Raw genomic sequence first — 23,446 nt, 5'->3', positions numbered from 1 at the left:
CCGCTCCCCCTAAAACTCGCAGTGTCGCAAGTATACGCAGCTTACGCGGATTTGCGAGGTTAGTTGCTTTGGCGCGTGTTTAACTTTTATTGGAGTCATGTCGATGGGTCGATTTTCGTTTTCTAAGTCGCGTCGCAATGGTCAGTCGCATCCTCCACGAACTGCGAAAGCGCGGCGGACGGTCCGACGTCAGCGCGGCCTCAGCGTCGAGACGCTCGAACGCCGCGAGCTTCTCGCCGCAAACACGGTGGGATTGATCTCAATCGATGAAGCGCGCGCATCCGACGGGTATACGCTGTTCTCGCCGCAAACGGGTCGAGACTCCTACTTAATCAATAATCGCGGACAGGTCGTTAATCAGTGGCACAGTGACTACAACGCGGGACTGACGGGATACCTCACTGAAGACGGCGACTTAGTACGCGGAGGCGTATTGCGAGACAATGTGAATGGCACGTTGGCTGCACCCGGCGCGTCAGGGATTATTGAGAAGTTTAATTGGGAGGGCGAGAAAACATGGTCGTATGTGTACTCCACCAATACCGAGTTGTCGCACCATGACCTGGAAGTCATGCCCAATGGAAACGTTTTGGTAATGGTATGGGAATTTCGGTCAGGAGCCGAGTCGCGTGCTGCCGGTCGCAATCCCAACAAACTTTCCTTGGGATATCTACTTCCCGACGTGATCACTGAGGTGAAGCCAACTGGTCCAACCACAGGAGAAGTGGTGTGGGAGTGGAAGGTTTGGGACCACTTGGTTCAACAGTACGATCCAACGAAAGAAAACTACGGGATTGTCGCTGACAATCCTCAGCTGATTGATTTGAACTACGTCTCGACAGGTCCTGGCAAAGGTGCCAATGCGGCTGATTGGACGCACAACAATGGGATCGACTACAACGCTGAGCTCGATCAAATCATGATCTCGAGTCGAGAGTTCAGTGAGTTCTGGATCATCGACCACAGCACCACCACCGAAGAAGCCGCGGGACATACCGGTGGTACCTACGGTAAGGGCGGCGATTTACTGTACCGCTGGGGAAACCCGCGGGCGTATAACGGAGGAACTCGCGCCGAACAACAATTGTTCTACCAGCACGATGCCGAGTGGATTGAAGAAGGGAAACCGGGGGCCGGAAATGTCATCGTCCACAACAATGGCACCGATCGTGTCGGTGGTGCAAACTACACCAGTGTCGATGAGATCATTTTGCCATATTTGGAAGACGGCAGTTACAATCTGGATGCTAAACCAGCCACTCCGGTGCACCGGAACGTTGCCACGCCGCTGACGGGGTACTATTCACCCATCATTTCCGGCCAAACGCGTCTGGAAAATGGAAATACCCTCATCACCAACGGCATCAAGGGAACGATGGTCGAAGCGACTCCTGATGGCGAGGTGGTTTGGCAGTATATCAATCCAGTGACCAGTCCTGCTGGGCCACTCTATCAAGGTCAGCAGGTTCCCGGCATGAATGTCTTGGGGATACCGGGGGTTCAAGCCAATCTTGTGTTCAAAGCGGAACACTATCCCGCTGACTATCCGGCGTTCGCAGGCCGCGAAATCACTCCCAGTGGCACGGTTGAATTGTATCGTAGCGGTCTGCCGATCTCGATTGGCGTCATTGACGTATCACCGATCAGCGGTAACCAGGACGAAGAGTACATCGAATTGGTAAACGCAAACTCATCGGCAGTCGATATTTCTGGGTGGTCGCTCGACAATGCCGTGGAGTTCACGTTCTTACCGGGCACAGTCATCCCTGCGGGTGGGGTCCTGTATGTCGCCAAGAGTCAGACGGCATTTGCCACGCGCACAACAGGCCCAGGCGGCGGCCAGGGGTTCCTGGTTGCGGGTAACTATTCTGGGGATCTTTCGCCCGAGGGCGAAACCATCGAGTTGCTCAATCCACGTTTGGAACCGGTCGATCAGAAAAGTTATGGGAGAACGAATACTCCCCCTGTGATCGACGTGATCGCGAACCAGAACATCACTCGGGGCAGTTCGACCGGGATGATTGAAGTTATCGTTACCGACCCTGACACCGCTGCGGCCGATTTGGCCTATCGGGTGCAGACCGATCCACTGCCATACATTATTGACCAAAAACTGAATTTGAGTGCGCCAATCCTCGCGCGCGGTGATCTCCCATATCATCAAAATTATCGCGGCAGCAACGAACGCTATGTCATCAACTTGGACGCGAAAACCGCTTCTGATCGCTGGTACTACCTATTGCCCAATGGGGAACTCTACCGCTTCACAGGCAACGTGAATTCACCTGCGGCCTCCGCGCTGCGGGGAGATCTCATCGTCAAATTTGACCCGGCTGTTTATCAGAATCCGTCACTGTTAGTTTCCGCTCAGCCCTCGGGGATCGCGACTACCGCGACAGCCAATGGTGGAGCCCCCGCCAAAGTCGAGGTTACGCCATCGTCCGACTTTATCGGTACGATCCCAGTCACCGTGACCGTGACCGATGGTGCCATCGAACGGTATCAAGTTTTCCAGGTGAATGTTCAGCCGGGAGAGCGTCCTTCGATCGATCCCATCGATCCGATTACTCTCGTTGCGGGTCAAAGCACGACCATCGATCTCAGCTTTAGCGATTCAGACACCCCTGCCGAGGAACTGCAGTTTGAAGCTAACGCAGAATCATTATTGGCAAAGCTCGATGAACGCTGGGGTTTTTCGAAACCTGTGCCCGCGAACTACTACCTGAATTTCCGCGGTTCCGCTGAGAAGTATGTAACCAACCCGGCAGCGCCGTTGGCGAATCAGTGGTTCTACATATTGCCCAACGGTGATTTGTACCGCTTCACAGGAAATGTCTTGTCCTCATCGCCGGCATCCTTGACGGGTGAGTTCCTTGCCAACGTCGGTGTGGAAGCCTATGCGAACCCAGCGTTATTGACTGATCCAATTGCCACAGCAGTCCCTTTCGAATTCCAGTTCCTAGGGATCCCCGTCAATCAATTGTCGATCACAGCGTCCGAGTCCTATGTCGGTGTACACCCAGTTACGGTGACCGTTAGCGACGCGGACTACGACGTCAGCTTAACTTTTGAAGTGACAGTACTGGCCACGCCGCCCGGTGAAACGCCTGAGCTGAGCCCGATTGACAATCAATCCATTGCCGCTGGCGTTGAGCTGAATGTTCCACTCATTGTCACGGACCCTGATACCGGTGCAGACTCGCTGTCGTACAGTGTGTCGGTGAACGTCGAAGGGACAGTTCCGAAGCCCAACATCCCGCTCACAGTTCCCAATACCGGCGCAGCAGCGAAATACTACGAAAATTTCCGTGGCTCCCAAGAGCGTTATTTGCTCAACCCCAGCGGCGTCCATCCCAACCGATGGTACTACATTCTTCCCAATGGCGATTTCTATCGCTTCACAGGGGATGTCGCCTCCCACTCGCCGTCGTCTCTGACGGGGGTATTGATCGGTAATTTCACCCCCGCAGCGTATCAGGACCCCTCGCTCCTGTTGCCCGGTACGACTGTGCAGCCGGTGAGTGCATCGATCACCGCTGGGAGCAGTCCTGTTCTCAAAGTAAGGGCGGCGTCTGGCTTTGTTGGCAATGCCCAAATAAGTGTCGTCGTCAGTGACGGTCAGACATCCGACTCCGAATCGTTTCAAGTCGTGTTCACGACGCCGAAATCACCAGTGATCGCGGCTATCGGCAACCAGGCTCTGGCTCCTGGAGCATCGACGACGGTCCCGCTGGACATTACCGATCCGGACACCCCCCTCGATCAAGTTACGATAACAGCTACCGCGACATCCTTGGCGGGTGAACTCAATGCCGCCCTCAACCTTACGCAGCCCGCTACCGGGAGTTTTCCTGCCTACTACCGAAATTTCCGTGGTAGTGACGAGAAGTATCTGTTTGATCCCACGGGCGTCGATCCTTCACGCTGGTACTATCTCACGACGAGCGGAGACCTGTACCGCTTTACCGGTAACGTGGCTGCGTCGACACCCTCGTCACTGACGGGTGAATTTGTCGCGAGTCTCGGGGTTCCATTCTACGACAACCCCGCGTTGTTGCACGAGGCGACTCTGCCGGCGCCAGCGCTCACGACTCAGCTCAGTGGTACTAACCTCTTGATAACCGCTTCGTCGGCCTTCGCTCAACCCGTGCGGGTCACACTCACGGCCAATGACGGTGTGTTGGCTTCGAAACAAACCTTCTTGATCTCGCCCGGAAATGTTGCTTCGGCGGAACCAAGGAATTTCACAGTGGAGCCATCGGACTGGCAGCCGCAGAGTTCGTTGGTCAGCCTATCCATTTTTGGAGACCCGCAAGCAATCGAATCCCTCGGCGCACTTGACGTCAACCGTAGTGCAACGGATGTGAACGGAGATGGTGTCGTCACCGCGCTCGATGCTTTGCAAATCATCAATTTCCTCAACAGTGTTCCTGAGATGGAGAAGGCTCAGGCGATTCTCGATTCGATCCTCACTCAAGATGTCACGCTCGATACGAGCGGCGATGGTGATGTTACCGCCATTGACGCGCTGCGTGTGATCAACGATCTGAATAATCAATCGCAACATGAGGCAGAGGAGGAGGCGGCATGGCCGATGACCGTTGACTCCGTCCATTCTCAGCAGGACGATGAAACCTTGGATTGGCGGGACGAACGGATTGGTGAGACGCTTTCGGTCTGAGCCCGTCATGCAATTTCTTTCCACCCACTGCGCCCCGTGTCGTCGTCACGCCAAGCGGCGTGGTCACGCCAAGCGGCGTGGTCACGACGTGGCATAATCACGAAGCGGCGGGAGATAACAGGCCGGAGGAGCTATTTAGAAACTTCGATGATGCAGACATCCACGATGGGGGTCTGCGTCGTCGCGGTAATGTGCATCCCCGCGGGGTGGAGCAAGCGTTCAAAATCACTGCGGGTGCGGACGCGTCCGCCGGTCCAAAACATCTGCTCGAGATCGCGAAGTTTGCATAAACCATCTCGGTTGTTCGTTTCGTCGAGCAATCCACCGATGATAAGAAGCTTCGAGTCTTTCGACATCGCCTCGGCGATGTTCGCAACAATTCTCGTCGCCATGCTGTCTTCCCAGTCATGGAGAACGTGTTTGATCAGATACAGATCTCCGCCCGCAGGCACACTCTGCAAAAAGTCGCCAGCGATCAGTTCGCAGCGCGACCCGAGTCCTTCTTTTTCGATTCGCTCTTGCGCCAGTGGGAGCACCTCGGCCCGGTCATACCAGGTGCCACGCTGTTTGGGGTTGGAGTGCAGTACGGTCGATAGCAGGCTGCCGCCACCAGCACCTACATCGACGACATGCTGAAACTTCGAGAAGTCGAACCACTTCGGAATGAACCGGCAATGCGCATCTGTGGTCACACTCATAAAGCGATCGAAAAGTGCACCAGCTTCTGCGTCGGCTTCGTAGTGCTGCCACATAGGCAGTCCGTGCTGCAGTTTGAAACCGGGCTCACCTGTACGAAGTTGTTCCAATAATCGTCCCGCTCCAGCATACAGCTGCACACCCCAAACCTCCGAGTACGCTTGAATTGAGTGCGGATTATCGTGCAATAGAGGTAGAGCAGATTCGGTTAGCGAGAACCGTCCTTGGCTGTCTCGTGAAAAAATTCCAAACCCCGCTAGCGCCCGCAGAACTCGCATTAGTTCGTCGGGCTGGACGCCGCACTTCGATGCCAACACGTCTGCTGATTTCGGCCCCGCTCGCAATTCTTCGGCGATGTCCAACCGCGCAGCGACGTAAACGGCTTGCGCCAACCACGTACTGTTCAACAACCAGTGCAGGTGCGGGAAAGTGGGTTGGGCGAGTGTTTCGGGTTTTCGCTGCAACCAGCGGCGTAGCCAATTCATTAGTAAACTCTCCAGTCGCAGTGAGAAATTTGCAGACGCACTGCGTGCTGCTATGCAGGACATCCGAAAAACAGGACGATTTCTTAAGATGAAAATGGACAGATTGCTGACAAAGGGACTGCCTAGCAGAATAGTAGGACCAAAACTTTTAGAAAGCATCTCCAACGTTTTTTTCGGGAAATGCTGTTAAAGGTTTGGAGATCTTTCGCGAGCCTGCGTCTTCCCATAGAGCGTCAGAGGACTATTCTGGCCCTCAGGTAATAGTCGAGGTCTCGGGTTCGGCGGCGGACCTCGCCTCTGAACGCCGCCGTCTTGCGGCTCGTCAACTTTCACGCGTAAAACTCCCTCAATGACAGATTGTAAACGACTCAGCGGCCGTACCGTCGTTGTCACTGGCGGTGCCAGTGGTATCGGCGAAGCAGCGGTGCAACGCCTTCTGGAGGAAGGTGCCCAGGTCGTTGTCGGCGATATCAACCTCGCAGCATTGAGGCGTCTCGAAGCGCATATCCAGGGAGGCTCCTGTGCGGGTCGTCTGGCCGTGGTGCTCTGCGACGTCTCGCAGGAATCCGACATCATCCGCCTGCTTCGGCATACGATTGAGAAGTTTGGTCACCTCGACTGCATGATCAATAATGCTGGCACCGGCGGCGCATTCGAACCGCTCATTGAAACCTCGGTCGCTGATTGGGATCGAACCCAGGCAGTCAATCTGCGCAGTGTGTTCCTAGGTACCAAACATGCGGCAAGGATCATGATGAGGCAGGGGGAGGGGGGATCGATTATCAACGTTGCATCGATTGCCGCCATGTCGGGGGGCGCGGGCGGTGCAGCTTACTCAGCGTCGAAGGCTGGCGTAGTTTCCCTGACGCAGACGGCGGCGGTGCAATTGGGCGCGCATAATATTCGTGTCAACACGATCGTTCCTGGCATCTTGGTCAGCCCGCTGACGCACCGCAACGTTGATCCTGAAGGCCTGAAGAACCTTGCGGCAGGGACCCTGCCCCTTCCTATCGCGGGTGAGTCGAAGCATTTAGCGCCTGCATTCGCATTCTTTGCGAGTGACGACTCGCGTTTCATTAGCGGAACAACGCTCGTGGTTGACGGCGGCGCTGGCGCGATGGGGCTGAACCTTTACAGTGGTCAGAACCCGTTCGGCAATGCCATCGTCGAACGTGCCAGGCTCGCAGGCGTGAGGCACTTTGATGACGGAGCGCGTGTCGAGGAACCCGGGATGACCTCGCCGCAACAGTTTCCGGCAGTTGCCGCCGATGATTCGCGACCAGCCTCTCGAGAAGTGCCAAAGGTCGTGCTGATCACCGGCGTCAGTCGCGGGCTGGGGCGGGCCATGTGCCAAGAGTTCGCACGCCGCGGACACATCGTGGTCGGTTGTGCGAGAGACCCAGCGGCAGTGGCAAATTTGCAGGCCGAGTTCGGTGATGCTCATTCCTTCGCCGTCCTCGATGTGGTCGATGACGACAAGGTACAGCAATGGGCTTCACAGACTCTTACACACCTCGGTGCACCAAATCTGCTACTCAACAATGCTGCCATCCTGGGCCCAACCCAGCAGACGTGGCGGTGTACGGACCGGGAACTCAACGAAATTCTGAACGTCAATGTCCGCGGGACAGCGAATATCATTCGCCATTTCGGTCCTGCAATGATGAAGCAGAAAGGGAGTGTGATTGTTAATTTCAGTTCAGGGTGGGGACGGGACGCGGCTCCTCGCGTCGCGCCCTATTGCGCATCAAAGTGGGCGATCGAAGGGCTTACCAAAGCGATGTCGATGGAGGTTCCACCGCATATGTGTGTGGTGTCGCTGCACCCGGGTATCGTTCAGACCGACACGCTCGACGTCGCATTTGGTGAGGCGGCCGCCCGCTATCCAAGTCCTGAGGAGTGGGCGAAAGTCGCGGTTCCTTACCTATTGAACATCACTCCCGATCATAACGGCGCGCAGCTCTCGGTGCCGGGCATGAGCGAGATGCGCTGATAATCTCACCTGAGAGCAAGCCTCGCTCGCGTCGTCGCGATGACCAGCGATGACCAGCGATGACCAGCGATGACCGAATGGAGCAGGCTCGTGCAGAACTGTCACACGGGTTCAGGCTGTGTAATGCGCGTCTGCTCGAGTTAGGCGGCACCACCTCGCCGGAGCTGCATCGATTCGATCTTGCGATTACTGGCTCGCAGAATCTCGATTTCTAAATCACCGAGCATGAGCATGCTTCCGGCGTCCGGGATCGCCCCAGTGTTGTAGAGCACCCAGCCCGCGATGGTTTCGTAGTCCTCGCTCTCGGGAATATCCCAGTGAATAAGTTCGTTCAAATCATCGATCATTACCCTGCCATCGACCTCAATGACGTTGTCATCGATGATGCGAATCTCGTACTCCTCTTCCTCGTCCGATTCGTCCACGATCTCGCCGACGATCTCCTCCAGGGCATCTTCGATGGTAACGACGCCCGCCGTTTGACCAAACTCATCAACGACAATCGCCATATGCGAACGGTTATGGAGAAACTCACGGAGCAGCGATTCCACACTGCGGTCCTTTGGAACTGACCATGGTTTGCGGCACAGTTCCTGGATAGGCTGCTCGGGCATGGAGTCAGAGACGAGAAACGGCAACAGGTCCTTGACGAACAAAATCCCCACGACGTTGTCGATGGTGTCCTGATAAACAGGATACCGTGTACGTGCACTGGCGATGATTTTTGCAAACGCATCCTGCCAAGAGCAGGTTGCATCGATTGCCTCAACATTCCCACGTGGGGTCATGATATGGCCGACCGTGTCCTCGTGCAGTTCCATCACGCCCTGAATCATTTCACGCACTCCCGGCCCGAAATAGCCCTCACGAGTACCCGCAGCCACGATTGTCCTTATCTCATCTTCGAGTTGCTCTTCATCCTCATCGTCTGTCTCGATCTTTCCAGTGAGCCGGCGGGTCATGATTTCGAGTACCTCGCCAGGGGCGTGCAACGGCCGCATGGCGATCGACAACGTTAACCAGAATGGCCACGTGTAGTACAGAAGTGGTGCTGATGTGAAGCGGGTGACGGCGGCAGGCAACCACAGATGAGTTAACATCATCAGTACGCCAGCAACCATTCCCCAAGCGACGAGTGTTTGCGTCCCCTCACCGAAATAGTCGATCACAGCGATGGTGCCAAACATCAAGAACAGGACCGTTCCGATCATGCGGAGATAGTCACTGCCACTGATCGCAGCATCTTGATGATCCAGCACCGAGCCGAAGCGGTCACGGTTCTTCTTTACCCGGCAATAGACTTCGAACGATCGACCTGCGAACCCGTCAATCAACTCAACGCCAAGGCCACCGATGCTTCCCAAAAGGAACCCGAAGATCGTCCAGGCCACTGCGACCCAGAGAGGAAGATGAGTCATGCGGTCAAGGAATCGGAGCGAGGGAAAAGAAGAGAAAGTGCTTTGGATTCGGCATTCCGCATGGCGGCGCGATCCGCATCAGCGATGTCATCGAAGCCGACCAAATGCAGTGTGCCGTGAATCACGTACAGGAGGAGTTCTTCGGCGATCGACCAACCAGCGTCGGGAGCCTGCGCGATCGCCGTGTCAATGCTAACCACCAATTCCCCTTCTACCATTGGAGGAGTCAGCTCGTACGGGAAGCTAATTACATCGGTCGGGAAATCATGATCAAGAAAGTCGCGGTTAATTTGATGAATCACCTTGTCGTTTGTGACTCGCACACCCACACGGCAATCATCACATCCGCCCACCGACGCCGCTGCCCGCACTGCAGACTCGATCGATCGCCCATTGATTGGGTGACTCGCAATCGAACACTCGCGCACACGTTCGCGAACATCGGGATCAATAATGACTTCGATTTCACTCATTTCGGGGAAAACTCAGACAACGTCATCGTACTCATGCAGATTGTTGGCCAGGGTATTTGACGCGAGCATGATAAATCGCCGTTAACGATTTGACTAAGCTCTGTCGTACCCGATGGAGTTGCGAGAACGTCAAACCGCACTCATCAAATTGGCCGTCAGCAACTTTCTTTTGGGCGATGGCGTCAACGAGATTCGAGATGCGGGCCGGGGTGGGATCGACGAGAGTGCGCGAGGCGCTCTCGACCGTATCGGCCAACATCAACACCGCCGCTTCGAGAGTCTGCGGTTTAGGACCGGGGTATCGAAAGTCCTTATCACTGACGGATTCTCGGTTGGGATCCTCTTCACTGCGCCGCGCCGCTTCGCGATAGAAGTACTCGACGAGCGTCGTCCCATGGTGCTGCAGAATGAAATCGATGATCGGCTCAGGAAGGTGGTGATTGCGGGCGAGATCGGCACCATCTTTCACGTGTGCAATGATGACGAGCGTGCTCATTGCAGGTTGCAACGAATCATGTTGGTTGATCCCTGCACTCTGGTTTTCGATGAAATACTCGGGTTTGAACATTTTTCCGATGTCGTGGAAATACGCTCCCACGCGTACCAACAGGCCATTGGCACCAATCGCATCGGCAGCGGATTCGGCAATCGAGGCAACATTGATCGAGTGATTGTAAGTGCCCGGTGCGCGCTGCGCTAATCGACGAAGGAGCGGGTGACTGGCATCGCTGAGCTCGAGCAAGGACAAGTCGGTTTGCACACCGAATGTTTTTTCAACCAGCGGAAGCAATCCGGTCATGGCCAGGGCCGATACGACAATGCACAGCCCCGCCCACCCCGCTTCACTGATCAAGCCAGTCAACACAAGTTGCAGTGGACCACCAAAGAAAATTGGTTCGATCGTGTCACCAGGGCCACCCGACGATAGCGTTTGCCCCGCCACGATGCCAACACCGATGGTCGTCAGCATGGTGATAACGGCGGACAGAATTGCGACGGTAATTAAGTGCGTGCGACTGTGAATTCGGCCGGTCAACAACGTGCAGGAAGTGCACGCTGCCATCATGACTACGAAATTTGAAAGGTCCGCTCCGAGTAGCAATGTCACGCTCAGACTCGCGGCGGCCATCAGCAGCAAGGCGAAATCGCGTCCGTACACGACTGCAGCGGTGATCGAGGCCAGCACCAGGGGAACCAATTCGGCACGCCAATCGTCACGCGACGCGTAATAGCTCAACACGATCGTGACGACGGCCAAAGCGAGTAGCCGAGACAACTTGCGGAGATCGGTCAGGATGGTTCGATCGTCAACAAACCAAATGTAAGAACCACACAGCAAGTACAGGGCGATGATCATCCCCGCGTATGCGAGAACACGTGCGATTTGATCAAACGGTGGCATGTTCTCAACGAGGGTTGCCCATTCGCTACGCAAGTGAGCAAGTTCACGGCCGGACAATGGTTTTCCAGCGTCAGCAAGTTTGGACTGGCCCGAATAAAACGTCATCTGCACCGTCTCGACGGCGTCGGCAGCCTTCTCGCGAGCGACCTGACTGAGCTCGTCATCGTAGGAGAGCGTTTCATAGTCTGGCAGCTTGTCTCGCAACCAATTGCCAATCATGGCAGCGGCGAGTTGGCCCTCGTCGGCTTGTCCCTCTTTGCTGGGAAAACGAGTACGGAACTGGTCTTTCAACTGCGTGTTGAGTTCTCGAGCGGATTCCGCGATCCGCACCTTACTCAGTTCCACAGGCACGGCGTTGTCGGTCTTCGTCCCCTCAAAGACGCGGATCATGCGTTGGGACCCCTGCTCGGGCGAGTGCTGAGGGGCTTGCAAGACACCGTTGGTGTACAAATCCTTGGTGGAAATATCGAGAGCTGCATCGAGCTCCTTCAACTCCGGATCCTTGCTAAAGACACGCTTGAGCAACGCAAACCGCTCTGCAGGTGTCGCAATGGCAGGGGGCTGCTGAGCGGTCGCGGCCTTAGGGGCAGTTGCGGCCCCAGCGGGTAACACCTCACTGGCTTCACGAAACTCTTTGAGTGCCCCTTGCTCCTTGTCCCCCAGCTGTTCATACGAGGACGCGCCCAGAATGGAGAACAACTGGTTGCGCAGTGCTTCGCGGAGTTGATCGAGTCGATTGGGATCGTTTCGATAGAGCGTCAGCACCTCGCGTCGTTTGCGTTCTCGCTGATCGTCTGTGGCCACGCGATCGGGGATCTGGAAGGTAACCCGCGTCAGCATATCGCGGGCTGGAATGGCACCCAGACGGTATGCGAAAGCAGGCTGCCAAGTTCGACACAGTAAGAGCAGCGCAGCGGCCGCCGCAATCGCTAGGGCATAGCGAATTGCGAGATTGCTTTTGTCGCTCTTATTCCACCACGTCGCCCACTTCGGTTTCGGAATTCCGAGTGACTCGATGCGTTCTTTACCAGCGCGCTGGGTTTTAGCTGTGCTCATGATGGTCGTTCCAATCCGCTCAAGGCTGGTGCTCAGCAGCGCCGTCGAAGGTGAGAACCTCCCCCAGTTCTTCGCGGCGTTCCGACGCTTCGTAGGCCTCGACAATTGATTGCACCAACCGGTGGCGTACGATATCCCGTGCCCCCAATCGGATCACGCCAATCCCGTTGATCTTGTTGAGCCGGTACAGAGCGTCGCGCAGACCGCTCCGTACCCCACGTGGTAAGTCCAATTGGGTCGTATCACCACTAACTACCATCTTGCTACGCTCACCCAATCGGGTGAGGAACATTTTCATTTGCGCCACCGTCGTATTCTGCGCCTCATCGAGAATAATGAAGGCATCATTGAGCGTGCGGCCGCGCATGTAAGCCAATGGAATGATTTCAATGAGATCCTGTTCCATCAACCCACGAGCTTGATCGTAATCCACCATTTCGCCCAAGGCGTCCATCAACGGGCGTAGGTATGGGTTCAGTTTGGCTCGCAGATCCCCAGGTAGAAATCCGAGGCTTTCGCCAGCCTCAACGGCGGGCCGGACCAACACAATTTTCCGAACCTGGCCCGCTTTGTATGCTTCGACTGCGGTGGCTACGGCGAGATAGGTTTTCCCACAACCAGCCGGACCAGTCGCAAAAGTCAGGTCGTGCGATCGAATTGTGTCGACATATTTTGCTTGACCAGGCGTCCGCGGGACAATTTTCCGGCCGGCATGTTGGATGTTGATCGCCTCGCTACTCGGGCGCGCCGGTTCACCATTTTCAATCGTCGCGCCTTCCTCCGTCGCGGCCGTCTCGATGTCGCCCACGGACAATCCGTTTTTCTTTCGCGCAATCACGCGAAGTCGCTCGAGAGCGCGGACTGCGGCGGCGACCTTGGGTTCTTCGCCAGCGACACGGACACGACCATCGCGATGAGTGATATCAACTCCAAAAAGTCGACGCAGCTTCCGAACGTGCTGGTCACGCGGACCGAACAACATCAAGACTTCATCGGGGCCCGCCGTTGAAAGAGTGGCTTCGTGCATGACGGGCTTCACAAAACAAAGAGTGGGAGACAGGAATCGTTGATCGCAACAAACTCACAGAGGCGTATACGAATGCAGCCGAGATTCTAGCCACTTGCCAGCCATCTCGTCGAATCTTCTTAGGGGAATGACAGCATTTTAACCCAATGCTGGGGTAAACGTCATGCCACCGCCGCGAAACATAGGAAAGCCGGCAAAGACGCGAAAATCAGGCTATCTGTTACATCCCAAACGCCCCCCATCCCCGGCAGTAAACTTCCAGAGTCTTTCGCACCGCAAGCTCGTTTGACCAACGACTGAGCGAGATCACCCACCATGCCGCAAATCCCCAACAGGGGGCCGAGAAGCAACGCCAATGCCAACGGCGGGGCATTGTGGGGGCTGAGCGCGGGAAATAAATAGGCGAGGCAGGCTCCTGCCACCACGGTCGCGAGCACCAACCCGCCCACGGACCCCTCGACAGTTTTTCCAGGGCTGAGCCGCGGAATCAGTTTTCGGCGCCCCATCGCTTTGCCCGTAAAGTAAGCACCAATATCAGTGCTCTTCGTGGTAGCGATCATCGTCAAAACCGCAGCCAATCCCCAATTGCCGAACGCGTCCGGGGCGTTCGAATTCACCACGATATCATCACCCAGCGTCCGGAGGACGAGCAGCAGACTCATCGGCAGGCCTACGTAGACCGCAATGAACAGGCTCGCACAGAGTCGGCGAAGCACACCCAACGGATCCGAGGCAACGCTATAGTCTTTGATCTCGTCGAGGAAGCATAAGTTCATCGCGACGACACCCGCGATCGTGGTCCAGCCCATCAAACCGATCGGGCAGTCCTCGGGGTAAGGCGTTACCCACTCCGGCATCACTGCAGCGGCGAAGTTCCAAATCATAACCACCGCAGGTGCTGCGCTGATCATGGCGGTCCCGAGCAGAGTGACACCGCGATGCATGGGAAAACCCGCGCGGAGTAACAGACCACAAATGTCCCAGGCCGTACCGAGGGCAAAGATGAGCAGCAGCGGCACGAGGTACAATCCCGTTGCACCTGGGACGGAGTAGCGAGCATCGACGTACAAAATCGCGGCGATGATGGCGATCATGCACGAACTTGTGCGAAGACGATCGATTAGCATTAGCCGACAAGGTCAGTCAGGGCCTGCAGCGCTTTGTCGTAATCCGGTTCTTGTGTGACTTCCGGGACGATTTGCTTGTAAACCACTTTGCCGTCGCTATCGAGAAGAATCACGACGCGACTGAGCAGTTTCAGTTCTTCGATTTCAACACCGTAGGCTTCGCCAAACTCGTGAGTTTGGTAATCGCTGGCAGTTCGCATGGAGACGTTCTCCGCACCACAGAATCTCGCCTGAGCGAAGGGCAGATCGCGACTGACGGTGACGGCGTTGATCTTGTCGCCGAGTTTGCCGAGCTGCTCGTTGAACGTTTTGGTCTGCGTCGCACAGGTGGGCGTGTCCAGACTCGGTACGATTGACAGGATCGACGGTTTTCCCTTGAGGTCTGCCAATGTGAGCGTCTGCAAGCCTTCATGGGCGTAGGTAAGTTTGAAATCCGGTGCCGCTTGACCGATCGACAGATCGCTACCGGCCAGGGTCATCGGGTTGCCTTTGAATGTGATCACGCCGCTCTGACTCATCAGAATTCACTCTCGTTGGAAGGTATCAAAATCGTGGATGAGCGATCCGTTCGCTCAGACAGCCAGAGTATGGCTGTCCGAGGCGAACTCGGGAAGCGGGCGGGCAATTCTTCGTAATCGCTCCACGCGGGTCTCGAGACTGGGGTGCAACCAACTGAATTTGCGAGCAGCCGGATGATCGGCCGTCACGCGTATTAACGCGTCCGCCAACATGTCCGCTGCCATCGCTACCGTCATCGGCTCGCCTGCAGGATACTGAGACAGCCCGACGACCTGCTCCACTTCCAGCGAATCGGTCGCAATTTCGCTCTGGCACGCCTCTACCGCAAGTCGACACGCGGTCGCATCAGCATCCAGCTCCGACAGATGACTGACCGCGCCCAGCGTGAGCACCGTCGTGATCAATCCCAGCGCGCCACCGACTCCTAACGCCCACGCGTGGCTCAGAAGGCCAATTTCAACTAGCAGCGAACTCGACCAGCTCGAGATCAGCCACGCAGGCAGGATTGCGACCATCCGAATCAGCAGGTGATGACGCCGCACGTGTGCGAGTTCATGCATCACGACCATGAGTCGGCCTCCCCGCGGAAGCTCGTCGAGCAACCGATCCGATAGCAGTAGGAGCCGTCCAGGACGAACAATACCGGCAACCATCGCGTTGAGCATCCGGTGACTTGTATCCCACCGTGCAATCTGCATCCCCAGCAATGGATGCGTCGAAATACCACAGCGTTGGAGCCAGGTCTCGATTTCTAATCGGAATTCGAGGTTGAGGGGCTCGGTCTTCGCAATCCATCGCACCAGCCATGGAAAGGCAATGGCGAGCACCAGGCCGCCTCCCGCGATGAGCCCCCAGGTTAACGCCATGGCATACGACGCAGGCCATTCCGACGACACCAACAGCTCGTCTTTGACCAATTCCGCCACATCGCTAAGAGCGAGAAACACAAGTGTGGGCACGATCAACCACGCCGGTCCGCCCCGTAGATTGTGCATCAATACGCTTGCGTAGCTGGCAAGCATCCGGGGACGATGGTTCACAAACGCCGTGTACCAGTACTCGGCCGACCAAGTGGCTAGCAAAACGATCATTCCAGGGGCGAGCAATCCAGCGGCCTGAAGCGTCATGCTGTGCTCGAAGAATGGTTGGGCGGACAGCCAGGTTGGCAGGGAAAAGGCGAAGTGACAGAGCAAGGTAATCGGGATGGCGAGCCAACGCACCGTCTCCATGACCACTCGTAGCTGCTCGGAACCCTGTGATGCCGACTTGGATCGGATCAAAACTCGTCGTGCCAGCCAAAATGCGACCGCATGAGCCAGCAGCACCCAACCACCTACCAACAGGCAACTCGCCAGTACGGCACGTGAGGACGGAACCGCCTGTGAGTTCACGGCTCCGCTCATGAGCGAGATGAAGACGAGCAGAAAAGTGTAAAGTGTCACAAATATCTTTCGCGAGGCCTGCTGGAGTCCCCAGCGGGATGGCTATCAGAGAATCGTGGCCTGAGCACTCGTCGGAGGTTATCAGTCGATTCCCGTCTCTTATCCTGGGCCCGAGCCCAGTCATCTACTAGAGTCACGTATCATCTATTAGGGTCACATAGCGACTATCCCAAAATTGGAAGCGTGCTCGACGGTGCAAACCGCCCCCTCGCCGCCAGTCGTCATGACACTTCTGATGTCGATAGAATCGCCGGCTGGCAACGCGGTCGACATCATTCTGGCTTCGGCTCGTTCAGGGTAGAACCTCAATGCAGCTCGGCCCCTGATGCTCTGATGCCGTTGCGAAACAGCGAACCGCGAATGGAGAGTCCCTGACCATGGGCCGCATGAGCTAAGTGGGACCGAGCCTGTCCGCAGACCTTGAAAGCTCGGCTCCCAAGCATGTCATCCCGCGCTACGAAGGTGTGATCGAGGCCTAGCGCCTGTCATCTCGTTCGAGCGATTCTTTGTAGTGATCGCGTTCACGCCTGGTCGCCTCGAGATCGAAAATTAAATACTTCATATCAAGTCGCAGTTGCGAAAGTGCCTCTTGGACCAGGTTCAAAATCCGCCGACGACGGGTGCTGCATTCGACCACGCGGGCCAGCGCCGGAGCGACAGCGTCACGATATTGAGGGGGGAGAGACGCAATCGCGGCAGCCATTTCCTGTAACTCCAGTGGCGTTTCATCACTGAGCTTCCTCTGAGTGGCAGCAATCTTGGTCATTGGTCAGTTCTTTCTGTTGGAAAGTAAACGCCGATTTCTCGGCGGTAGTCATGTTGATCCGGACGCTAGCTTTCCATCGCATTTTCGAGTGCCGCTTCAATGCTGCACATCTCATCTCTGTCTTAAGTTGTTGTCGTCTAACGCGTTAGACGCCAGCCCCGCGGGACCGTTGAATCGCTGCGGTCTCACGACAACAGCGAATCCCTATGGACGGAGACCCATGAAACTTGGTACCAGATCGACTTGCGTATTATTTTAATTGGAAATTGATCGTCGGTGCGAAAACAATCGCTCGGTTGATCCTGGTGCGAGTGGATTGTTTCGCCCGCGTGGGCCGCGGTCAACGTTCAATGACTCTGTCTAAGCATTTGGCGGACTTTGCCGACATGGCTGTACCGGGTAGGAAAACTGTTCAGTCGAGACAGGGGCGCCGCTGCAGTCAGCCGCTTGGCCTGCTCGTCGCTGCTGCCTCGGTTTTTATTTTTTTGAGCCCCGCGCTGGGACAGTTAACTGATCCACTCGATGCCTACCCTCCTCGCTGGTCTCTAGACGAGAACGATTGCGACGCACGTGTCAGCGAGCAGGGACACGCGAGCGATTCGGGTGCCGACGGTGGACGCTGCGAAACAATCACGCTGCTAACTGGGCATGGCACCAAAGCGGTGTTGGTCTATCCGATCGAACCGCTACGCCCCATCGATGCCCTCGCCGCGACGATTTCGGTGAAGGGACTCGCTCGCGGCATCCGCATTGGATTCCGAATTCGTTTCCCCTACCTACTCGATCCAGAGACAAAACGCCCTGCGGCATTGTATGTCTATGGCTCGTCCTATGAGCGGATCGGCGAATTTCAGTCACTGGGCGTGAGCGACATTGAGCGGAGCCTGAAACTAAAACGCGTCTCGTTGCGAAACGAATTTGGTGCCGCAGCTGACGTCTCGTCGCCCTATGTCGATGCGGTGGTGCTGAATGCCTATGGTGGCCCGGGCAATCACACCCTGCGGCTCGATTCGCTGCGCATCGACGCCATGGTGCCGCTCGTCGATGAGAATGCCGTGTTACCGGGTATCGGTGCGGGACGGTCTGCTGACGGAAACTCAATCCTGGAGTCCCGAGGCCACGATGCGCGCCGCCAAACGCTGGAATCGCAATTCGCCGACCGCCCGAGCGTAGGCTCCCCATTCCCGAGCAATCGCGTCACACGAATACTTCAGCACAATGGTGAACCGCTCGCCTGGGTGCACTCTCTTGGATTTGATGCGGTGTGGCTATCCAAACCGCCCACCTCGTCCATCTTGTCAGAAGCGATTGCGGCGCGCATGAAGATCTATGCCCCCCCGCCTTCGTCGCCTGATGAGAGCTTGGCGCCGCTGCTCGAACCGGTCTCAGGATGGATTGTGGGCGGCTACGAAGCGATGGACTCAGATCATGTCGATGCTCACACCGACACCACCACACGACTTCGCAGTCTGCCTGCACGATGGCAGCGTCCGCTGATTGGCAGCCCTGTCGAGATGTTTCGCACTTACTCAGCAATGCTCGACGGTGTGGTGCTCGACGCGCCTCCCCGGGTTCGCAATGTTTCCAGCGTGTCGGCAAAGTCGCTGCGGCAGGACAAAATCACGCGCTGCTCGAACAAGCCGATGGCGATTGGCATCTCAGGGGCAGCCAACCATGCTGCATCACTGCAGGGCAACGCGATTGCCGCCAGGATCGGAACCCCAGATGCGAGTTACTTCCAGTGGCATGGGATGTGGCGTCAAGTTGCCGATGCCCTCGGTGACCGCCCCGACGCGATCCTGATTCGATCTCAGGTTCCGCTCTCCTCGGGCACACCGCTGCAGCAGAGTCGCGCCATGTCGCTCTCGTTCGTTAACCGATTTATCGCCGCCTTCGAGCCATGGGTCAGTGGCGCGGAAGCCTCGCGTACCTGCGAGCTGATTCATGACGCGAAAACCGGCCTACCGCTATACGTCGCTCATCGCTTGCATGCCGGACCGACGACATTGCTCGTCATGACCTCCGCGATGGGCCGCGGAGACGCTGCCATGGCGGGAGACGGCAAAACAATTGAAATTCGTTTACCTCCCGCCGATGAAGGCAAATTAATTTGGCGGTTGACCGATTTTTCTGCAGAGCGACTGTCGCCCGACACGAGTACAGCAGGGACGAAGTTAAGCATTGTTTCCCCCGATGTCGTCGAGGTGATCGCAATCAGCGACGAAATTGCCGAAGCCGGACGGATCGCGAGTTCGGCAAAACGGTTTGCGAGGCAGGCTGCTCTCGACCGCTGGCAATTGGCTTCCGAGGCACTTCGCCAAACGGAATTCAATTGGAACGGTGCCGTCGCGGCGCGGGTCGTCTCGCGACCCTCACCTACCGATTTATTACAAGTCGCGAGGACCTCGCTGGAAAACGCGGAGAGATTGGTCCGTAGCGGCCAACCCGAGTCATCGCTGCGAATGTCACGCCGCGCCGACGCGTGGGGCGCGAAAAGCAATTGGATGCTCACCAACGCATTGCTGGCGGGAATCCATCTCGGAGAGACGCCGACAGATTCCACGATGGGGGACCTGGAAACAGGGTTCGGACGCCACGTCAGCAGCCCGCCACTGATCGCAGGAGATATTGAAACTCAGGTCGCGTGGACTCCGCTGTTAAAGACATCCGTGAACGCTTTGGCGACGGTCGCCCCCTCGTTTGTCAATCAGACAGGCACGCAGTCCCGCTGGGGAGTCAATCGTCTCGCGGGCGGAAACTTTGAACGCGGGCCCATGCTCTCAGGTGACGATGTGCTGGAGCGTGAAGGATGGTCGCTCGGTCGCAGACATGTTCGTTGGGCGGACGTGGAAGCGACCCAGATCGAACGCGGTGCCTTCGCCGGAAAAGGCGCGCTGCGAATGCGGGTCACACCCCGTGGCAGCGACCCGTTGCCGGGAGGGTACGAAGGCACCTGTCTGATGATCCAGAGCCCCGCCGTTCGCATGCAAGAATCAGCCGTCGTACGTATCGACGTGATGGTTCGCACCCTCGGCTTCTCAGGGCCCCATCAGGGACTGCTCATATACGACTCGGTGGGCAGCCAAGAGCTGGGGATTCTGGTCAATGACCAGCCCCAATGGACGCCCGTGACTCTATTCCGCCAAGTCGGTCCGAACACCGCCCTGCACGTGATGATGGAAGTGATTGGCGGCGGCGAAGCTGTGATCGACGAAATCCAAGTGCGCACCTGGGAATCTGTCGCCAATCCGGCAGCAGCCCTGCGACCAATCGATCCGTAATTTGACAGCTGCCGAGGGAGTAAATCGCGCTAACCTGATTGCAGTTCGAACTGCATCGGGAGTCACGCTAAAGATCGAGCGTCAAGATCGCAGTGACGAAGCACGCATTCGACTCACGCACCGCACGAGTGATGAAACGAAACTCATCGGATGGAAATGTGCGCGGATGGTTTTAGGATCGCGGCAGCGACAGATATTGCCAGCTGCCTGGGACAAAGCAGCACAAGCTCAAACAGTGTGGGCTGTGCTAGCCAAGGCGCGTACGCGGCAGGGCTGAAGTCCTGCGTGGACCATGCATACACTTCGGCCTGTCGGCTGGCGGCGAGGAGACTGCGGCTTGGCGAGGACGCTGCGGCTTGGCGAGGGCACTGGCATCTGAGGGGCGATCCTGCGTCTCTGCGAGCTAGACGAAGAGACTGCTCTTCGCGCGCGCTGGGCAGTTCCTCACCAGTTTCGCGGTGCCTCGTAAACACTGAACTCCGCCCACACAGGATAGTGATCGCTGATTTTCAATGCCGATGCTTGATCGATCCCAAAGAATCGTTCCAAGTTGAGGACGCCGCTGCGGCGCAGGAATTCCGTCGTCACCCGAGCGTCAATCAGCATGTGATCGTAACATTTGTTCTGGCGAGTGTTGGTCGGGACGTTACCAATCAGCGAAACCATCCCAGGAATCTGGCCGAGCTCGCGTAGGCCGTCGACGTCGACATTGAGGTCACCGAGCAAGATAAAATCGTCTTCGCCGTGGGTCTGGTATTCATAATTACGCACACTTTGGAAGACGTCGTCGAGCACGTTCAGCTCATTGTCGGGGGTGTCGCCACGCACCTCGTCCGGATCGGTATGCACATTGATCATGGTGAACCGAAATGGTAACCGTGAGTCGACCGGTGCGACCCGTGTTTGGAAGCTACAAACGAATGGCTCTCGGTGCATGCGATCATCGCGATCGTCAACCAGAAACTCGGAGTGCTCGATCATGTCGATACGATCTTGATCCCAAAAATAGCTGTAGCACTCTTTCTGGGAAGTTCGGCCCACTGGCGGACCATGGATGGCTCGATATCGGCCACCCAAACGGGAGATCTCACGCAACAGACCTTCAATCGGCACTGCGGGATCCCCCCGAACCTCTTGCACGGCGATCACATCGAACTGCATCAGAATGACGGCTAGTTGATGCATCACATCGGGCTTGCTCGACTTGCTCTCGCCAAACACCTGGATATTGAAACTCGCCAATCGGACGGCGGTTTGAGATTTTCCCTGCGAGTCACGAGGCGCCGCAGGAACCATGCTCTGCTGCGGGAGATAGCTCGCTGGTGCACTCGCGACGGGGCGGCGGGGAGCAGCGAAACCTGCTGTTTGCAGCGGGGCGTCGGAGGCACTCGCCGATGCGGAAATAGGGTCGTCGTAAACTGGCTCTTCACTACCGCGAAACTTTTCTAGCGAGGACAGATTTACCTGGCCAGTCAGCGCGCCGGCTATCGCCATGACCACGCCCGAAATCGTCAGACTGGGCGTGAACCACCGTACGAGCGGTACTCCTGAAGACTTACGCCCGCCTGAGCTCTTCTTGCCCATGAGGGTCGACCAGATCCACTTAACCACATTGGCATCCTTGCCGGTAGGTGGCCGCCGGTGCCCATCGTCCAATCGATGAGCTTGGCAATGCGGCGTGAGTTGATCCATCCAGAATCAGACCAGCCCCTGCAATATCAACGGAAACAGCGGTCCACGTGAGAGAAACGACTAGCCAATCAAGAGCTGGACTTGCAAGATCAATCCAGCCTGGGGGGGCGGGTAGAGAAGGCGACTGGAGTATGGCACGCCCATAAAATCGCGCTTGTCAGACTTAGCCGGTTGGGAAAGCAACAGAACCTACGAGATTTGCATAATTCGTGGCGGTCTGACTTGCCTCCTCCAAAAGCGGCGGTACGATTGATTTGCACGCTGGGGCAAGAAAGACCAGCGTCATCCCCCGCTACCCGTTCTACCCAGTCTCCCGGAGGAGACCTGTGATGTCTCGTATTTCGAAGTCGTTGTTTGGCGCAGGACCGATTGCTAGTACGGCTGTCGCGACAGTGTTCGCGTTCTCGTCGATACCAGCCCGCGCCGACTGGACGGACAAAGCGTTTCCGGTCAAGACTCACGATTTCGGTACGGTTGCGGTCGCGTCTAAAACCGAGTTTTCCTTTCCCATCGTCAACACCACCGGCAGCGAGATGCACATCCGTGAGGTCCGGACGAGTTGTGGATGCACGACGCCGACGCTGTCGTCGAACTACATTCCCGCCGGCGGCCAAGGCTCGTTGCTCGCGAGATTCAATACGCCAACATTTCGTGGTAAGAAGGGTGCCACACTTACCGTGGTGATCGACAAACCGGTCTACACGGAAGTGTTGCTGAAAGTTAACGGCTACATTCGGAGTGACATGGTTTTCCACCCTGGAAGTGTCGAGTTCGGCACAGTGCAACAGGGAGAAGCGGAATCCGGTAGCACGAAAGTGTTTTACGCTGGCCGCAGCGATTGGCAGGTTGTTGATGTCCGAGCCAATCAACCTTGGTTGATTCCAACCTTCCAACAGCTCGAGCGTGGTGCCGGTAAAGCCACTTATGAACTGACCGTGCAGGTGCGTGAGGATGCTCCCGAAGGGTTCTTCCAGGATGAAGTGATCGTGCAGACTAACGATCGCAGCATGCCCCGCATTCCGCTGCAAGTATCCGGCAATGTGGTGACAGCGTTGACGGTCTCACCGCAATCAATCGCTTTAGGCAGCCTCCGCTCGGGACAAGAGGTTTCGCAAAGGCTGGTGCTCAAGGGGCGGGAACCGTTCGCGATTAAGTCAATTGAATGCGCCGGCTGGGACGTGCAGTTCGAAAACACGAGCGATGAAAAGAAGGTACATATTGTCAATTTGAAACTGAAACCCAACACCGCCCAGGGACCTCAGCGAGCATCGCTGGTGATTACCACTAATGGCGACGAAGCGATGACGGCGAAGGCGATTCTGACAGCGGATGTGCAGGGCGAACACGTCGCGACGGCGAATTAGGGTCGCGCTGGAAACGAGGGTCGC

Annotated in this window: 14 protein-coding genes; 4 read left to right on the top strand and 10 right to left on the bottom strand. The window is 56.7% G+C overall.

Going from position 1 to position 23,446, the window contains the following annotated elements; all coding sequences use genetic code 11:
• The first annotated feature begins 103 nt into the window (after positions 1-103).
• Positions 104-4,681 carry an aryl-sulfate sulfotransferase gene (locus tag Poly21_RS03895; protein WP_302117446.1) on the top strand — a complete coding sequence of 1,526 codons (4,578 nt, stop codon included), beginning with the start codon at positions 104-106 and terminating at the stop codon, positions 4,679-4,681.
• 131 nt (positions 4,682-4,812) lie between these two features.
• On the opposite strand, the gene Poly21_RS03890 is transcribed toward Poly21_RS03895, so the two are convergent.
• On the bottom strand, positions 4,813-5,862 hold the full coding sequence (locus Poly21_RS03890; RefSeq protein WP_302117444.1) for a methyltransferase: 1,050 nt from the start codon (positions 5,860-5,862) through the stop codon (positions 4,813-4,815).
• Between the two features lie 349 nt (positions 5,863-6,211).
• Between Poly21_RS03890 and Poly21_RS03885 the strand changes: the two genes are divergently transcribed.
• Entirely contained in the window at positions 6,212-7,855 is a 1,644-nt protein-coding gene (locus Poly21_RS03885) for a glucose 1-dehydrogenase (protein WP_146405668.1), read from the top strand.
• A 140-nt stretch (positions 7,856-7,995) separates the two neighbouring features.
• Here Poly21_RS03885 and Poly21_RS03880 read toward each other — a convergent pair whose 3' ends face one another.
• The 8 genes from Poly21_RS03880 to Poly21_RS03845 form a co-directional block, all read right to left on the bottom strand.
• Positions 7,996-9,273: a hemolysin family protein gene (locus Poly21_RS03880; RefSeq protein ID WP_146405667.1), complete on the bottom strand. Its 1,278-nt coding sequence runs from the start codon at positions 9,271-9,273 to the stop codon at positions 7,996-7,998.
• Positions 9,270-9,746, bottom strand: a complete 477-nt coding sequence (ybeY, locus tag Poly21_RS03875) for an rRNA maturation RNase YbeY (protein WP_146405666.1) — start codon at positions 9,744-9,746, stop codon at positions 9,270-9,272. Before ybeY ends, Poly21_RS03880 begins: the two co-directional genes overlap by 4 nt.
• A gap of 31 nt (positions 9,747-9,777) precedes the next feature.
• The gene (locus tag Poly21_RS03870) at positions 9,778-12,204 is read right to left on the bottom strand and encodes an HD family phosphohydrolase (RefSeq protein WP_146405665.1); all 2,427 of its coding nucleotides are present in this window, start codon (positions 12,202-12,204) and stop codon (positions 9,778-9,780) included.
• Between the two features lie 19 nt (positions 12,205-12,223).
• Positions 12,224-13,231 carry a PhoH family protein gene (locus Poly21_RS03865; protein ID WP_146405664.1) on the bottom strand — a complete coding sequence of 336 codons (1,008 nt, stop codon included), beginning with the start codon at positions 13,229-13,231 and terminating at the stop codon, positions 12,224-12,226.
• Between the two features lie 161 nt (positions 13,232-13,392).
• Complete coding sequence (locus tag Poly21_RS03860; protein WP_146405663.1) at positions 13,393-14,358, bottom strand: phosphatidate cytidylyltransferase; 966 nt, start codon at positions 14,356-14,358, stop codon at positions 13,393-13,395.
• Complete coding sequence (tpx, locus tag Poly21_RS03855) at positions 14,358-14,876, bottom strand: thiol peroxidase (RefSeq protein ID WP_146405662.1); 519 nt, start codon at positions 14,874-14,876, stop codon at positions 14,358-14,360. Before tpx ends, Poly21_RS03860 begins: the two co-directional genes overlap by 1 nt.
• Positions 14,877-14,930: 54 nt before the next feature.
• Complete coding sequence (locus Poly21_RS03850) at positions 14,931-16,319, bottom strand: M48 family metalloprotease (RefSeq protein ID WP_146405661.1); 1,389 nt, start codon at positions 16,317-16,319, stop codon at positions 14,931-14,933.
• 475 nt (positions 16,320-16,794) lie between these two features.
• A complete protein-coding gene (locus tag Poly21_RS03845; protein WP_146405660.1) occupies positions 16,795-17,085 on the bottom strand; it encodes a transcriptional regulator in 291 nt (96 codons plus the stop codon).
• 350 nt (positions 17,086-17,435) lie between these two features.
• Between Poly21_RS03845 and Poly21_RS03840 the strand changes: the two genes are divergently transcribed.
• Positions 17,436-20,366, top strand: coding sequence for a hypothetical protein (locus tag Poly21_RS03840; RefSeq protein ID WP_146406836.1), 2,931 nt, complete (start codon positions 17,436-17,438; stop codon positions 20,364-20,366).
• Positions 20,367-20,810: 444 nt separating this feature from the next.
• On the opposite strand, the gene Poly21_RS03835 is transcribed toward Poly21_RS03840, so the two are convergent.
• Positions 20,811-22,058, bottom strand: coding sequence for an endonuclease/exonuclease/phosphatase family protein (locus Poly21_RS03835; RefSeq protein WP_146405659.1), 1,248 nt, complete (start codon positions 22,056-22,058; stop codon positions 20,811-20,813).
• A 329-nt stretch (positions 22,059-22,387) separates the two neighbouring features.
• Between Poly21_RS03835 and Poly21_RS03830 the strand changes: the two genes are divergently transcribed.
• Entirely contained in the window at positions 22,388-23,422 is a 1,035-nt protein-coding gene (locus tag Poly21_RS03830; protein ID WP_146405658.1) for a DUF1573 domain-containing protein, read from the top strand.
• The last annotated feature ends 24 nt before the right edge of the window (positions 23,423-23,446 follow it).

The organism is Allorhodopirellula heiligendammensis (assembly GCF_007860105.1).
Lineage (GTDB): Bacteria > Planctomycetota > Planctomycetia > Pirellulales > Pirellulaceae > Rhodopirellula > Rhodopirellula heiligendammensis.
Note: the sequence above shows the minus strand (reverse complement) of the source record. Positions and strands in the feature narration are given on the sequence as shown.

What these genes read in the sequence shown, in the direction of transcription:
- Poly21_RS03895 (WP_302117446.1), top strand. Translation starts at nt 104, where the DNA reads ATGGGTCGATTTTCGTTTTCTAAGTCGCGTCGCAATGGTCAGTCGCAT.
- Poly21_RS03890 (WP_302117444.1), bottom strand. Translation starts at nt 5,862, where the DNA reads ATGAATTGGCTACGCCGCTGGTTGCAGCGAAAACCCGAAACACTCGCC.
- Poly21_RS03885 (WP_146405668.1), top strand. Translation starts at nt 6,212, where the DNA reads ATGACAGATTGTAAACGACTCAGCGGCCGTACCGTCGTTGTCACTGGC.
- Poly21_RS03880 (WP_146405667.1), bottom strand. Translation starts at nt 9,273, where the DNA reads ATGACTCATCTTCCTCTCTGGGTCGCAGTGGCCTGGACGATCTTCGGG.
- ybeY (WP_146405666.1), bottom strand. Translation starts at nt 9,746, where the DNA reads ATGAGTGAAATCGAAGTCATTATTGATCCCGATGTTCGCGAACGTGTG.
- Poly21_RS03870 (WP_146405665.1), bottom strand. Translation starts at nt 12,204, where the DNA reads ATGAGCACAGCTAAAACCCAGCGCGCTGGTAAAGAACGCATCGAGTCA.
- Poly21_RS03865 (WP_146405664.1), bottom strand. Translation starts at nt 13,231, where the DNA reads ATGCACGAAGCCACTCTTTCAACGGCGGGCCCCGATGAAGTCTTGATG.
- Poly21_RS03860 (WP_146405663.1), bottom strand. Translation starts at nt 14,358, where the DNA reads ATGCTAATCGATCGTCTTCGCACAAGTTCGTGCATGATCGCCATCATC.
- tpx (WP_146405662.1), bottom strand. Translation starts at nt 14,876, where the DNA reads ATGAGTCAGAGCGGCGTGATCACATTCAAAGGCAACCCGATGACCCTG.
- Poly21_RS03845 (WP_146405660.1), bottom strand. Translation starts at nt 17,085, where the DNA reads ATGACCAAGATTGCTGCCACTCAGAGGAAGCTCAGTGATGAAACGCCA.
- Poly21_RS03840 (WP_146406836.1), top strand. Translation starts at nt 17,436, where the DNA reads ATGACTCTGTCTAAGCATTTGGCGGACTTTGCCGACATGGCTGTACCG.
- Poly21_RS03835 (WP_146405659.1), bottom strand. Translation starts at nt 22,058, where the DNA reads ATGGATCAACTCACGCCGCATTGCCAAGCTCATCGATTGGACGATGGG.
- Poly21_RS03830 (WP_146405658.1), top strand. Translation starts at nt 22,388, where the DNA reads ATGTCTCGTATTTCGAAGTCGTTGTTTGGCGCAGGACCGATTGCTAGT.